Origin of the sequence: Comamonas sp. lk (genome assembly GCF_900564145.1) — a bacterium.
Taxonomy (GTDB): Bacteria; Pseudomonadota; Gammaproteobacteria; order Burkholderiales; family Burkholderiaceae_C; genus Comamonas.
In genome coordinates this window covers 539,744-554,346 of sequence record NZ_UOOB01000002.1, presented here as the reverse complement: position 1 = coordinate 554,346, position 14,603 = coordinate 539,744, and the positions used below count along the sequence as shown (strand labels likewise).

At 62.7% G+C, this 14,603-nt stretch carries 11 protein-coding genes; 4 read left to right on the top strand and 7 right to left on the bottom strand.

Annotated features, from left to right (window positions below):
- Nucleotides 1-4 precede the first annotated feature (4 nt).
- The 3 genes from EAO39_RS21320 to EAO39_RS21310 all read right to left on the bottom strand — a co-directional run bounded on the left by EAO39_RS21320 (nt 5) and on the right by EAO39_RS21310 (nt 3,094).
- Nucleotides 5-1,333 (bottom strand): serine hydrolase, encoded by a 1,329-nt coding sequence (locus EAO39_RS21320; protein WP_120971675.1) that lies wholly within the window; start codon nt 1,331-1,333, stop codon nt 5-7.
- 21 nt (nt 1,334-1,354) lie between these two features.
- Nucleotides 1,355-2,170, bottom strand: coding sequence for a crotonase/enoyl-CoA hydratase family protein (locus tag EAO39_RS21315; RefSeq protein WP_120971674.1), 816 nt, complete (start codon nt 2,168-2,170; stop codon nt 1,355-1,357).
- Between the two features lie 75 nt (nt 2,171-2,245).
- Complete coding sequence (locus EAO39_RS21310) at nt 2,246-3,094, bottom strand: 3-hydroxybutyryl-CoA dehydrogenase (protein WP_120971673.1); 849 nt, start codon at nt 3,092-3,094, stop codon at nt 2,246-2,248.
- Between the two features lie 201 nt (nt 3,095-3,295).
- On the opposite strand from EAO39_RS21310, the gene EAO39_RS21305 reads away from it, so the two are divergent.
- Nucleotides 3,296-4,888 (top strand): choline dehydrogenase, encoded by a 1,593-nt coding sequence (locus EAO39_RS21305; RefSeq protein WP_120971672.1) that lies wholly within the window; start codon nt 3,296-3,298, stop codon nt 4,886-4,888.
- Between the two features lie 2 nt (nt 4,889-4,890).
- On the opposite strand, the gene EAO39_RS21300 is transcribed toward EAO39_RS21305, so the two are convergent.
- The 3 genes from EAO39_RS21300 to EAO39_RS21290 are packed head-to-tail and all read right to left on the bottom strand — an operon-like array spanning nt 4,891 to nt 9,686.
- Nucleotides 4,891-6,099: a GGDEF domain-containing protein gene (locus tag EAO39_RS21300; protein WP_120971671.1), complete on the bottom strand. Its 1,209-nt coding sequence runs from the start codon at nt 6,097-6,099 to the stop codon at nt 4,891-4,893.
- Nucleotides 6,100-6,110: 11 nt separating this feature from the next.
- Nucleotides 6,111-7,604, bottom strand: a complete 1,494-nt coding sequence (locus EAO39_RS21295; protein ID WP_120971670.1) for an AMP nucleosidase — start codon at nt 7,602-7,604, stop codon at nt 6,111-6,113.
- Between the two features lie 12 nt (nt 7,605-7,616).
- Complete coding sequence (locus tag EAO39_RS21290) at nt 7,617-9,686, bottom strand: bifunctional diguanylate cyclase/phosphodiesterase (RefSeq protein WP_120971669.1); 2,070 nt, start codon at nt 9,684-9,686, stop codon at nt 7,617-7,619.
- A 116-nt stretch (nt 9,687-9,802) separates the two neighbouring features.
- On the opposite strand from EAO39_RS21290, the gene EAO39_RS21285 reads away from it, so the two are divergent.
- From EAO39_RS21285 to EAO39_RS21275, 3 genes are all read left to right on the top strand, one after another.
- Nucleotides 9,803-10,756 (top strand): cation diffusion facilitator family transporter, encoded by a 954-nt coding sequence (locus tag EAO39_RS21285; RefSeq protein ID WP_120971668.1) that lies wholly within the window; start codon nt 9,803-9,805, stop codon nt 10,754-10,756.
- 79 nt (nt 10,757-10,835) lie between these two features.
- Nucleotides 10,836-11,285, top strand: a complete 450-nt coding sequence (gene dtd / locus EAO39_RS21280; RefSeq protein ID WP_120971667.1) for a D-aminoacyl-tRNA deacylase — start codon at nt 10,836-10,838, stop codon at nt 11,283-11,285.
- 54 nt (nt 11,286-11,339) lie between these two features.
- Nucleotides 11,340-13,121 carry a dipeptidase gene (locus EAO39_RS21275; protein ID WP_120971666.1) on the top strand — a complete coding sequence of 594 codons (1,782 nt, stop codon included), beginning with the start codon at nt 11,340-11,342 and terminating at the stop codon, nt 13,119-13,121.
- Nucleotides 13,122-13,162: 41 nt separating this feature from the next.
- On the opposite strand, the gene EAO39_RS21270 is transcribed toward EAO39_RS21275, so the two are convergent.
- Nucleotides 13,163-14,488, bottom strand: a complete 1,326-nt coding sequence (locus EAO39_RS21270; protein ID WP_120971665.1) for an amidohydrolase — start codon at nt 14,486-14,488, stop codon at nt 13,163-13,165.
- Nucleotides 14,489-14,603: the final 115 nt, after the last annotated feature.

Sequence of the window (14,603 nt, the reverse complement as noted above, 5' to 3'; positions counted from 1 at the left end):
CACGCTATTTTTTCATGAGCGCATCGGCCACAGCCTGATAGGCGGGCAGGCTGATGGGGTCATTGGCGCCATTGGCTGCAATCGGGTGCGAGGCATAGCGGGCAATCACCATCTGGGCTTTGGGATCGATATAGACGGCCTGGCCGTGAATGCCGCGCGCCATATACGCGCCATGGTCGTTGTGCGAGACCCACCACATATTGCGGTAGGACCAGCCGGGCAGGGTGGTATAGCCGGCCTTGGCAAACTGGGCCTTGTCTGCACCGCGCTGAATGTCCTCAACCACGGCCTTGGGCAGCACCTGCTGGCCGTTGTAGCGGCCTTGGTTGCGCATCATCTCGCCAAAGCGGGCCAGATCGCGCAGCGCGGTGTTGAGTCCGCCGCCGCCCGATTCCGTGCCTATGCGATCGACCATGAAATAGGCATCTTGCTCGGCACCGATGCGGCTCCAGATGCGCTCGCTCATCAACTGGGCCAGCGATTTGCCGCTGGCGCGGCGTACCAGCCAGGCCAGGACTTCGGCATTAGCCGTTTTGTAGGCAAAGGCCTGGCCGTGCTCGCCTTCTTTTTGCAGACCCTGCAGAAACAGGTCAAAGCTTTTGGGCCCTGCATAGTCCCTGCCCTGGGGCACCATGCCGCCGGCGCGGGCATAGTCCCAGACTTCGGCCTTGGGATCGGCATAGTTCTCGGAATACTTCACGCCAATCGTCATGTCCATCACCTGGCGCACCGCGGCATCGCCATAGGCCGTGTCCTTCATCTCCGGCAGGTACTGGGTGACGGGAGCATCGGGCTTGAGCGTGCCTTCTTCGGCCAGCATAGCGGCCAGCGTGCCGACAAAGGATTTGGTCACCGACATGGCCAGATGCGGACGCTCGGGCGTCAGCGCACCAAAATATTTTTCGTAGACGACGCGGCCCTTGTGCAGCACCACGATGCCGTCGGTGTAATTGCGCTCCAGCGACTGGGCAAAGGTCAGCTCCTCGCCCGTGCCCATGACTTTCAGGCGCACACCGTCCAGATTCACCGGTGCGGCGCGCAGCGGGCTGGGTGCGCCCGTGCCGCGCCAGACATTGGCCGTGGGCACCAGCTCGCGGATATGAGAGAAGGTCCAGCGTATGCGGGGGAAGACATTTCCCACAGGGTTGTCAAAGGTGATCTGCTTGTCCGGCGGCGGTGGAAAGCCCTGCATCCAGCCCAGAGCCTGCACCGTGGTGCTGGCTGGATCGGGCAGAGCGGCGGTCTGCGCCATCAGCGGTGTGTTTGCTACTGAAAGAAGAGCTGCTAGCGTAATCGGTGTAAGCACCTGACGCGAAAAAGACTTGAATTTCATCGTGCACTCCCTGGAATGGATTCAGCGGCCGGTAAAACGTGCGGGGCGTTTTTCTATGAAGGAGCGCACGCCTTCGGCCGCGTCCTCGCTCTGTGCCAGGCGCTGTTGCACGGGAATGAAATCGGCCACGGCGGCGGCCTGGCCCAGCTCTATGGCCTTGAGCACGTTCAGGCGGGTGGCCACCACGGCTTGCGGAGCCTGGGCCGCAATGCGCTCGGCAATGCGGACGGCTTCGTCCAGCTGCAGCCCGGCGGGTACGACTTTTTGCACAAAGTTGCAGCGATAGGCTTCGGCGCTGTCGAATTCGTCGCCGGTGAGCATGTGCAGCATGGCATTGCCCACGCCTGCACGCTCGGCCATGCGCAGCGTGGCGCCGCCCGTGGGCATGATGCAGCGCTGCACTTCCATCTGCGCAAAGCGGCAGTTGTCGGCCGCCACCACGATATCGGCACCCAGCATCAGCTCGATGCCGACGGTAAAGCAAATGCCTTGCACGGCTGCCACCATGGGCTTGCTGCGGCGGCGATAGCCGGGCAGGCCGAAGTCATGGGGCTCCACCAGCCCGGGCGCAATCACTTTCTGGCCGGCTTTCATGAACTCGGCAATCGCCGGCAGATCCAGGCCGGCGGTGAAATGCTCGCCAAAAGCGTGCAGCAGGCCTACGCGCAAGTCCGGCTCGTCGTCCAGTCTTGTATAGGCCTCTCCCAGCTGCTGGAACATGGCTGGTGTCCAGCCGTTGCGCTTGGCCGGGCGGTTGATGCCTATCAGCAGCACATGGCCGCGCACTTCACAATGAATACAGCCCTCGGGCGGAGGGCTGGGAATTTCGATTTGCATGGCAGGTCTCCTGCCGCAACCTTAGAGGGCGGTGAAAAATGCCGCAGTCGCGCAGAAGACCTGTAGAGGCGCTATTTAGTAGGTGTAAACACCGCGTCCGGTCTTTCGACCCAGACGACCGGCGGCCACCATTTCCTTGAGCAGCGGGCAGGCGCGGTACTTGCTGTCGCCGAACTCCTTTAGGTACACCTCCATCACGGCCAGACAGACATCCAGGCCGACCATGTCGGCCAGAGCCAGCGGGCCGATCGGCTGGTTGCAGCCCAGCTTCATGCCGGCGTCAATGTCTTCGGCCGAGGCCAGGCCTTCGGACAGCACGAAGAAGGCTTCGTTGATCATGGGCACCAGAATGCGGTTGACCACAAAGCCGGGGGCGTTCTTGACGGTGATGGGAGTCTTGCCCAGGCGCTCGGCCATGTCCTTGACGGCGGCGTGGGTGGCGTCCGAAGTCTGCAGGCCGACAATGATCTCCACCAGGGCCATCATGGGCACGGGGTTGAAGAAGTGCATGCCGATGAAACGGTCGGCGCGCTGGGTCACGGCGGCCAGCTGGGTGATGGAAATCGACGAGGTATTGGTCGCCACGATCACGTCCTGGCCCAGCATGCCGTCCAGCTGCTTGAGGATCTTGACCTTGAGGTCGAAGTTCTCGGTAGCGGCTTCAATCACCAGCTGGGCTGGTTTCAGATCGTCATAGCTGGTCGAGATCTTGATGCGGGCCAGAGCGGCGGCCTTGTCGGCTTCGCTGATCTTTTCTTTCTTGATCAGGCGGTCCAGGCTGCCGGAGACGGTAGCCAGGCCTTTTTGCACGGCGGCTTCCGAAATATCCACCATCACCACATCGATGCCCGATACCGCACAGGCTTGTGCGATGCCATTGCCCATGGTGCCTGCACCGACGATGCCTACAGTTTGAATTGCCATAACGCTTGAGTCTCCTTGTTTGTCAATTGAGTCGAACCCGAAAATGTTAGCCGGGTTCGGCGGCACTTTCGGCATAGTCGGGCATGCTTGGCGTGATATGGGTAAAACCGGCGACTGGGTCCGGCCCTCTGCTGGCGTTTACACGCCTTTTGGCGGTGCAGGCAGGCGTCCAGAATGTGACTCTCAAACGGGAGCACAGGCATGCGTGACTTTCTGGTGATTGGTGCGGGTTCGGCGGGCTCGGTGCTGGCGGCAAGGCTGAGCGAGGACCCCGAGGTGAGCGTCACCCTGCTGGAAGCCGGGGGCGAAGACCGCAGCGTGCTGATCCACTGCCCGGCAGGGCTGGCGCTGATGGCCAAGCAAAAAACCTGTAACTGGTCCATGAGCACCGTGCCCCAGCCCGGCCTCAACGGCCGGCAGGGCTATCAGCCGCGCGGCAAGGTGCTGGGTGGTTCCAGCTCCATCAATGCCATGATTTATATGCGTGGCCAACCCCAGGACTATGAATATTGGAGCGCTCAAGGCAATCCCGGTTGGGGCTGGAGCGATGTTTTTCCCTATTTCATCAAGGCCGAGAACAACACGCGTGCCGCGGATGCGCTGCATGGCAGCCGGGGCCCGCTGCATGTGTCCGACCTGTGCGATCCCAACCCTTTGGCCCTGGCTTTTGTGCAGGCCGGTGTCCAGGCCGGGCAGGTGCACAACCGGGATTTCAACGGACCTACCCAGGAGGGCGTGGGCCTGTACCAGGTCACCCACCACCAAGGCGAGCGCTGCAGCGCTGCCAAAGCCTATCTGACGCCGGTGCGCCAGCGCCCCAATCTGGAGGTCATCACCCGGGCCAGGGTGTTGCGTATTTTGTTGGAAGACCGCCAGGCGGTGGGCGTGGAGTACGAGCAGGGCGGGCAGGTCAGGCAGCTGCGTTGCCGCCGCGAGGTGCTGCTGTGTGCCGGGGCGCTGCAATCGCCGCAGCTGCTCATGCTTTCGGGCATTGGGCCGGGTCAGCATCTGCAGCAGCTGAGCATCAAGGTGGCTCACCATCTGCCGGGTGTGGGCCTGCATTTGCATGATCACCCCGATGTGGTGCAGGTGGTGGATGCACCGCAACTGACCGACAGCTTTGGCATTTCGCTGACCGGCATCAAGCATCTCTGCCGGGGTGTGGTCCAGTGGACGCGTGAGCGACGCGGCATGCTGACCAGCAATTTTGCCGAGGCCGGCGGCTTTATCCGCAGCCAGCCACAGGAAGCGGCGCCCGATCTGCAACTGCATTTTGTGGTGGGCAAGCTGGTGGATCATGGGCGCAAGACGGTGTTAGGCCATGGCTATTCCTGCCATGTCTGTCTGCTGCAGCCGCAAAGCCGGGGTAGCGTGCGGCTGGCAAGCGCCGATGCGCGGGCGCTGCCGCTGATAGATCCGGGGTTCTTCAGCCATGAGGAGGACATGCCGCGCATGATTCGCGGCGTGCAGCGCATGCGCGACATCCTGGGCCAACCGGCGCTGGCCGGCCTGGGCGGCAAGGAATATGCAGCTTCAGCCCAGGCCCAAAGCGAGGCCGAGATCGAGCAGTTCATCCGCAACTACGCTGACACCATCTACCACCCGGTGGGCAGCTGCCGCATGGGGCCGGGGGAGCTGGACGTGGTGGATGCCAAACTGCGCGTGCACGGCATGCAGGGCTTGCGGGTGGTGGATGCCTCGGTGATGCCGCGCACCGTCAGCGGCAATACCAATGCGCCGGTCATCATGTTGGCGGAAAAAGCCGCAGATCTGATCCGCGGAGACTGGCGCTAGGTTCAGCCGCCAAAAGGCAGGGGCATGGTCCGGGGCAAAGGTATTTCAGCGACCTGCAGGGTGACGAATTCCCAGCGGCCGCGGCCCAGACGCTTGGCGTCCTGCAAAGCATTTTCTGCGTGCCGGGCCAGATCTTCGATGCTCAGCTGCTCCCAGACCTCGGACACCAGAGCGCAGCCCGCGCTGAAGCTCAGATCCACCTGCAATTCATACTGCGCGCCCAGTTGCATGGCCGATTGCAGGCGCGCGCACAGCGACTGCACGCCGGCCGCATCGGCATGCAGCAGCATGCACAAGGCCTGGCCTTGCCAGCGCGCTATCACTTCGTTGCAGCGAATATGCTTTTGCAGAATTCTCGACAGCAGCTGCAGGGCTTCATCACCCACGGCATAGCCGCGCTCCTGGTTGACGCGGTAGAAGTGATCCATATCCAGCATCACGAATGCCAGCGGCAGCTTGTCGCGCTGGGCCCGTTCCAGCATGGCCTGGCCCTGGCGCTCCAGGGCCTTGCGCTGGGGCAGGCCGGCCCAGTCATCGGGGCGGCTGTTCTGATTTCGCTTGAGCTCCTCGCGCAGCGCCCATAGCGTGGCCAGCATCAGCAAGCTGCCGCAGATGGGCGTCATCAGGCCCAGGGCAGGGTGCAGGCCGGAGTCTGCCGTGAGCATCTGGGCCCAGGACTCGTAAGGCTGGGTCAGGCCTGCCGACATCACGGCCAGGCCCAGAGATACTTCGATGCCGAACACGGTGTAGCGCCAGACCCGGGTTTGGGGCTTGCGGGGAAACAGGGCCATGCAGCCGACCAGCACGGCACACATTCCATTGATGGTGCTGAACCAGGCCAGTCTTTGTGCCGGTGAATGGATGGTGACCAGATAGCCCAGCACACCGATCACGCTCAGTATGCGCAAGCCATGGTCAAGGGCCCGGTGGCGTGGGCCCAGCCAGCCCGCCAAGGAGCGGCTTAGCTCCCATTGCACCAGCGTGGCGCAAAGAATGGCAAGCGTTGACAGCGGCTTGCCCCAGACGCTGGTGTCAAAGTACAGCTCGGCAATGCCGGCCAGCCAGGCCAGGCCTTGCAGCAGGAAATAGCGCTGCGCATGGCGGGCGCCATAGGTGAGTTTCTGATCCAGCAGCCAGGGCAGGGCGATGGCGATGACCATCAAATTGATGGCCACCACCATGGCGATGGTAAAAAAATCCGGCCCGGGCATGTGGCAAAGAGTTACTGGAAGGCGACTTCGTCGAAGCTGCGCAGCTTACGGCTGTGCAAGCGATTGGTGCCGCCTTCGCGCAGTATGTCCACAGCGCGCATACCGATACGCAGGTGCTGGTCTACGCGTTCCCGGTAAAAGTGGTTGGCCATGCCGGGCAGCTTGATTTCGCCGTGCAAGGGCTTGTCGCTGACGCACAGCAAGGTGCCGTAGGGCACGCGGAAACGGAAGCCGTTGGCCGCAATGGTGGCCGACTCCATGTCCAGCGCCACGGCACGGCTCTGGCTGAAGCGCTTTTGCGGCAGATTGTCCGGCAGCAGCTCCCAGTTGCGGTTGTCCGTGCTGGCCACCGTGCCCGTGCGCATGATGCGCTTGAGCTCGGAATGCTCCATCTGGGTGACATCGGCCACGGCCTGTTGCAGCGCCAGCTGGATTTCGGCCAGGGCCGGAATCGGTACCCACAGCGGCAGCTCGGCATCCAGCACATGGTCTTCGCGTACATAGGCGTGTGCCAGCACATAGTCGCCCAGCTGCTGGCTGTTGCGCAGGCCGGCGCAGTGGCCCAGCATCATCCATGCATGGGGGCGCAGCACGGCGATGTGATCGGTGATCGTTTTGGCATTGGCCGGGCCGACTCCGATATTGACCATGGTGATGCCGCTGGTGTCGGCACGCACCAGGTGGTAGCCGGGCATCTGGGGCAGGCGCGGCGGGGCATTGCCCAGTTCGTCCACCGCCTCGGCAGGCAGGCCCTTGCGGCGCGTGACCACATTGCCAGGCTCGACAAAGGCAATGTAGTCGCTGTCTTCCTTGGCCATTTCGGCATGGCCCAGGCGAATGAATTCGTCGATGTAGAACTGGTAGTTGGTAAACAGCACAAAGTTCTGAAACCACTCGGGCGCGGTGCCGGTGTAGTGGCGCAGGCGGTGCAGCGAATAGTCCACCCGTGGTGCGGTGAAGAGCGACAGCGGCAGGGCCTCGCCGGGCTGGGGGCGCCAGGTGCCGTTGGCGATGCCGTCGTCCATGGCTTCCAGATCGGGCAGATCGAACACATCGCGCATCAGCAGGCGCCGCTCGGGCGAGAGCGAGCCTTCGATATGGTCGTTGTCGGCAAACGAGAAGTGGATGGGAATGGGTTTTTCGCTCAAGCCCACTTCCAGCGGTACCTGGTGGTGGGCAATCAGCAGGCGCAGCTGCTCGCCAAAGTAATCGGCAAACAGATCGGGCCGGGTCAGCGTGGCCTCATAAATGCCGGGGCCTTCCACAAAGCCGTAGGTGAGCTTGGTGTCCGCACGCGCCACGGTGGTGGTCTTGATGCGCACAAACGGATAGTAGGCATGGGTGGGTACCGCCGGCGTCTCACCCGCCACAAAGCGCTGCATGGCTGCGCGCAAATGCTCGATTTGTTCGCGGTAAAGCTGCTGGATATGGGCCAGCGCCTGCTGGGCATCCGTGTGCAAGCTTGTGCTCGTTTTATGGGAAGAGGTAGAGAAATTCGAGGCCATGCACTATTGTCTTTATAGCAAGTGACAGTGCTGCGACATCCAGGCCTTGGCCTGTTCTGCCGGCAGCGGAAGCGATACCAGATAGCCTTGCATCATGGCACAGCCCAGTTGCCTCAACAAAGCCAGCTGGGCAGCGGTTTCCACGCCCTCGGCCACGATGTTCAGGTTCAGGCTGCGTCCCATCTGAATGATGGCATTGACAATGGCCCTGGCATCGGGGTTGTGCGAGATGTCGGTGACGAAGGAACGATCGATCTTGAGCGTGTCTATGGGATGGCGGCGCAAATAGGCCAGCGAGGAGTAGCCGGTGCCGAAGTCGTCGATGGCCAGGCCTACGCCCAGCGCCTTGAGCGCCTTGAGCGTCTCCGGCATCTGCCCGCTGGACTGCATCAGCGTGGTCTCGGTCAGTTCGATGTGCAGGTAGCGGGCCTCCAGCCCTGTTTCATGCAGGACCTCGGCCACCTCGCGCGCCACATCGCGCTCGCGAAACTCCTGGGGCGAAAGATTGACGGCAATCGGCACGGCGGGAAGTCCTTCGCGCTGCCAGGCCTTGGCCTGAATACAGGCCTGGCGCATCACCCAACGGTCCACGGCCGCAATCAGGCCGCGGTTCTCGGCAAAGCCTATGAACTCGCCGGGCGGCACCAGCCCCCGGTGCGGATGGCGCCAGCGTACCAGGGCCTCGAACCCCGCCAGCTGGCCGTTGGCCGTGAAAGTCTGGGGCTGGTAGTGCAGCTCAAAGTCGCCGTTGTCCACCGCGGTGCGCAGCATCTGCTCCTGCATCAGCATGCGCGTGGCACGGCCTTCCAGCATGGGGGTGTAGAACTGCACCATGCTGCGTCCCTCGGACTTGGCCATATGCATGGCGGCCTCGGCATTGCTCAGCAAGACCTCGGGGCTTTCGCCATCCTTGGGGTAGATGGCAACGCCCATGCTGGGCGAAACGATCAGCTGCGTGCCTTCGATCTCGCAAGGCGCTTCAATGACGGCTCTGAGTTTGGCGGCCAGGGCCTCGGTCTCCAGCAGCGTGGGGCTGCCGGTCAGGACCACCACGAAATCATCGCCGCCCACCCGCGCCACCAGATCGAGCTTGCCGGTGCTGCTGCGCAGCCGTCTGGCGATCTCGCACAGCACCAGATCGCCGGCCTGGTGGCTCAGCGAGTCGTTGATGGCCTTGAACTGATGCAGATCAATGCTGAGCACCGACAGCCTCGACTGCTGCTGGCCGGCCAGTGCAATCGCCTGCGTCATCAACTCGTTGAGCCGTGCGCGATTGGGTAGCTGGGTCAGCAAGTCATGCTGAGCCAGAAAGTTCATATGCTCTCTGGCCAGGTGGCTGGCCGTCATGTCGCGAAACACGACGAGGCGAAAATCTCCTTCGTCGCTGGGCATGCTCTTGCCCTGCACCTCCACCGGAATGCGCTGGCCGTTCTTGTGGATCAGTACCGACTCGTGGCGCTCCTCGCGTTCGTTGCGCATGGTCTGCAGTGCAGACAGCTGATATTCCGGGGCGACATAGTCGAGGATGGGGTTTTGGAGCAGCTCGGGCAGGCTGTAGCCCAGCAGCTGCGTCAGTGCCGTGTTGCCGTCGATGACCAGGCCCTCGCGGTGCATGGCAATGGCTTCCGTCGTCACCGAGGCAAAGCGGCGCATGCGCTCCTCGCTGGCCTGCAGTTTCTGCATGACCTGGTGGTGGTGGCTGACATCGGTGACCAGGGCCACCATGCCCTGCAACACGCCGTTTTCGCTATGGGGGCGCAGCACGGTTTCTATGTGCTGAATGCTGTGGTCGGCCCTTACCACCTGGCGGCTATAGCGCACGGAGTCGGTGACCGAAGGATTGTTCATGGGCAGGGACGATCGGATCTGGTTCCAGACCGCTTCCCCTGCAATCTCGCGCACGGTCTTGCCTACAATCTCCTGCTGAGAGAAGCCGAAGTACTCGGCGTAACTAGCGTTGGCAAAGCGGCAAGCCATGGTGGCTGCATCAAAATAGGCCAGCATGGCAGGAACGGTGTCAGCGATCAGCCGTAGCAAGGCGTCCTGACTGTCTGACTGCTGCGCGTTGAGAATCTCAGGCATTCGCCTCCCTGTTTTTGCCAGAGGTTATAGCCGAATCGGTACAAATTTAACAGCGCCAGAGTGTTGTCCAGCTTGGCGAAAGCGGCATTGTTACCACAGCGGGAGAAAAAAAGGGTATGAGCTCATCGTCTTGGTTTGCGGGCCGTGCTTCAGCCTGGTTGCAGCCGCGCCAGCTGCTGCGGGCATCGGTGGCCGTGGCATTGCTGACCATTGTGTTCAAGACCCTGGCCTGGTGGCTGACCGGATCGGTCAGTCTGTTGTCGGATGCGCTGGAATCCTTTGTCAACCTGGGCGGCGCGGTGTTTGCTCTGGCCATGGTGACGATTGCCGCCCGTCCGGCCGACGAAGACCACCCTTACGGCCACCACAAGGCCGAATATTTCTCTGCGGGCTTTGAAGGCATTCTGGTCATGGGTGCCAGCGTGGCCATTGTCTGGGCTGCGGCGCTTCGGCTATGGCATCCCCAGCCGCTGGAGCAGCTGAGCTGGGGCTTGCTGCTGTCGTTGATCAGCACCGGCTTCAATGGCGCTCTGGCCTGGGTCATGTTTCGCTCGGCCAAAGTGCACCGCTCCATGGCGCTGGAAGGCGATGCCCGCCATCTGTTGACCGATGTCTGGACTTCGGTGGGCGTGGTGCTGGGATTGCTGGCCGCCCAGTGGACGGGCTGGCTGTGGCTGGATGCGGCCGTGGCCATGGCCGTGGCGTGCAATATCTTTGTGCAAGGTGCCCAGCTGGTCTGGCAGTCATCGCAGGGCTTGATGGACAAGGCGCTGGATGCCGACTCCATCGAACGCATTCACGCCGTGCTGCAGCAGCATGCGGCAGCGCATGAGGTGCAGTTCGACAATCTCACCACCCGCCAGGCCGGCGAGCGCAGCTTTGTCGATCTGCATATGCATGTGCCGGAGGCCTGGACGGTGCGCCAGGCGGCGCAGCTGCGTTCCGAGATCGAGGCGGCGCTGCTCCAGGCGGTGCCCGGTCTGTATGCCCGCATAGAGCTGCTGCCCATGGGCATGGAAACCCATAGCGAAGCCGGCGATACTCGCGCCGTCTGTGCATCCGAAATTTGAGTCAAAACCGTCTGTAGCCTATTGTTGGTGTGCGGTTGGAATTCAAAATCAATAGCTAATATTTCGAAAGTCTCTCTTCATGATGAGCGTGATACAGCGCGTGAAAAGCGCGCAGGTGCAGGTGGACGGCCAGGTCATAGGCCAGATCGAGCAAGGCTTGCTGGTGCTGGTCTGTGCCGAGCGTGGCGACAGCGAAGCCGAGGCCGACAGGTTGCTGACCAAGCTGCTCAAGCTGCGCATCTTCAGCGACGCGGACGGCAAGATGAACCTCAGCCTGCAGGATGTGGGCTGCGGCCTGCTCATCGTCAGCCAGTTCACGCTGGCCGCCGACACCCGAGGCGGCAACCGTCCCAGCTTCACCGCCGCCGCCGCGCCCGATGAAGGCCGGCGCCTGTACCACTACTTCGTGGATCAGGCCCGTGCCGCCCACCCCCTGGTGCAGACCGGCGAGTTCGCCGCCGACATGCAGGTGCATCTGGTCAATGACGGGCCCGTGACCATTCCCCTGCGCATGGAGCCGCAGGCCTAGGCAAGGCCCGGCCTGCGACCCCATCCGTCACCACGATTCCTATAAGAGCTGTTCATGAAACAATCCAGCAAGCCCTCTTTGTCCCTCATAGCCGCCGGCCTGATTCTGGGTCTGGCAGGTACCAGCCTGCCCATCCAGGCACAGACCTTGAAGAAACCCGCGCTGGATGCACTGATCGCATCGTCCGCCCCGACCCCGGCCAAATCCTTCAAGGCTTTTGCACAACAGGCCGCAAAGGCAGAACCGATTGTGGCAACAGCCGTGCAGCACTACATACGTGGTCAGTCTCTTTCGGAGGGCGAGCTCGCGGATATCGCCCGATTGCTGGGGATATACAACCGTCTGACGCAGGAGGCTGCGGTGCTGCAAAGCCTGCAGCGCATGGTGGCGCTGCCCACGGTGCGCGATCCCAAGGTGCCTGCGCATGAAAGTCCGGCCATCCTGGACTTCGGCAAGCTCGTTGCATCCATGGCCGCCGAATTCGGGCTGCGCTTTCGCAATGTGGACAACCGCATCTTTGAAGTGACGCTGCCTGCCAATGCGGCGAGCCGCGCCAGCGAGGCGACCGAGTTCGGCATTCTGACCCATGCAGATGTGGTGCCGGTGGTGGCTGCCGAGTGGGTGCTGGACGGCAAGCAGATCAACCCTTTTCAGGTCACCCGCGTGGGCGATCGGCTTTATGGGCGCGGCACGATTGACGACAAGGGCTCTATCGCCACCGTGCTGTATGCGATGAAGGCGGTCAAGGACAGCGGTCTGCCGCTCTCGCGCAGCATTCGCCTGATGATAGAGACCACCGAGGAAACCGGCGGCGATGCCATGAAGTACTACCAGGGAAAGACCTCGCTGCCGGAGTACAACATCGTGCTGGATAGCAAGTACCCGGCCGTGGTTGCAGAAAAGGGCACGGGCGCTCTCAAGGCCTTGTTTGCGGAGGTCGCCGTGGATGCCGCCAAGCCCGCCATCACCGCCATGAGCGGTGCCGCCTCGGCCAACTCCATTGCGCAGACGGCTTCCGCCACCGTCTCCGCCACCGATGCGGCTGCGCTGGATCAGATTGCGCAGCGGCTCTCGAAGGAAAAGGATGAGTTTGTGCGTCGGCACGAGGGGCAGGGAAAGTTCGCCATCGAGGTGCAGCGCGCCGAGGGCATGCTCACGGTCAAGGTCAGCGGTGCATCCGCTCACGGCTCGCGTCCTGAGGAAGGGGTAAATCCCGTGCCGCGCCTGGCGCTGTTCCTGCAACAGAGCCTGATGCCGGAGCAGGGCGCAGCATTGGTGCAACCCAATCAGTACAGCCAGGCCGTGCGCTATATCAACGGTGTTTTCGGTCTGGACTATCTGGGTAAGCGGCTGGGCATTGACTATGCCGATGATTTCATGGGCCCGCTGACGCTGTCGCCCAATCTCATCAAGTCCGCGGACGGCAAGCTGGAGGTGACGGCCAATGCGCGCATGCCGCGGGGCAGGACGCCGGAGCAGCTGCGCGCCGAGGTGGAGCAGGGCATTGCCCGCTGGAGCGATACGGCCAAGGTTGCGGTGACGGTGCAGTACACCCAGGGCAACTGGATGGCCCGCGATCCCAAGGGCGCGTGGCTGAGCACCTTGCTCAATATCTTTGGTGACACCACGGGGCTGGATGCCAAGCCCGTGCCTACCGCAGGCAGCACCACGGCCAAGCTCATGCCCAACGCCATCAACTTCGGCCCGGCCATGCCCGGCAAGAAATACACGGCCCACAACGCGCTGGAGTATCAGGAGCTGCCGGATCTGCGCACGGACATGCAGATGTTCACCGAGATGCTGGTGCGCATCGGCAATCTGCAGCAGATGCAGTGACGCTCTGAAGGCACAGCCCCGATGGCAGGGCTGGCTTGCGGTTACTGCATCACGTTCATGACGGCCAGCGTCATGGTTTCCACACCGGTCTTGAACGTGGGTTCGGGCTCGGGGGCGAAGAAGGGCGAGTGATTGAAAGGCAGCGGCTTGCCGCCGGGCTGGCTGGCCTGCGCCACCTTCTGGGGATCGGACACGCCCAGGATGTAGAACATGGACGGCACGCCCTGGTTGATGAAGTCCGAGAAGTCCTCGCTGGCCGTGGCCGGAGGAATGGGCAGCACGTTCTTGTCGCCCAGCGCAGCCTTGAACAGCCTGACCGTGCGATTGACCAGTGCTGCATCATTGACCACGGCGTCCGAACCCTTGGTCAGCTTGATGTCGGGGGCCGGTGCACCGGACATGGCGGCCTGCGCTTTGGCGCTGCGCTCTATGCCGTCATGCAGCTTGCTGCGCACCTCGCTCTTGTAGCTACGGATCGTGCCCAGCAGCCGGGCCTGATCGGGAATGATGTTGCCTGCGCTGCCCGCGTTGAAGGCGCCCACGGTGACCACGCCGAACTCCATCGGATCTTTCTCGCGGCTGACCACGCCTTGCACGTCCACTACGAAGCGCGAGGCCATGAGCACGGGGTCTATGCCTTTGTCGGGCATGGAGCCATGGCTGCCGCGGCCGTGAAACGTGATGTCCAGCGAGTCCGAATTGGAGGTCGCCGCCCCGGCCACATAGCCCACCGTGCCATAAGGCATGGAGCCGGTGTGCAGCGCAAAAGCGTAGTCGGGCTTGCCGAACTTCTGGAACAGGCCGTCGGCCAGCATGGCCTTGGCACCGGTTACAGTTTCTTCGGACGGCTGGGCGACGAACATCAGTGTGCCCTTCCATTGCATCTTCAGACCCAGCAGCGCCTGCGCCGTGCCCAGCCAGCTGGTCATATGCATGTCGTGGCCGCAGCTATGGGCGACAAAGCTCTCCTTGCCGTTGTACTGGGCCTTGGCCTTGCTGGCATAGGGCAGGCCGGTTTTTTCCTCCATCGGCAGGGCGTCCAGCTCGGTGCGCACCATGACGGTGGGGCCCGCGCCATTGCGGTAGATGGCGACTAGGCCGGTCTTGCCAATGCCCTCGGTGACTTCAAAGCCCAGTTTGCGCATCTCGGCCGCCAGCTTGGCGGCGGTGCGAGTTTCCTCGAAACCCAGCTCGGGGTTGGCATGCAGGTCTTCGTAGATGCCGCGCATCTGCGGATACATCTGGGCGATCAGCTGCAGCAGCTGGGGCTTGAGCGGCAGGGGGTCCAGCTCCGCGGCCTGGGCCGAGGTCAGACTGGCGGCCAGCGCGGCAGTGATGCAGAACTTGCGAGTGAGGCTTGGGTGCATATGGGGTCTGTGGTTGGCATCAAACAGAAGCGGCCATTGAAGACCGTGCTTTCAGACTAGGAGCATGGCCGGCCCGGATTGAAGAGGGGCAACCCGCAAATGCCACCGTGAATAG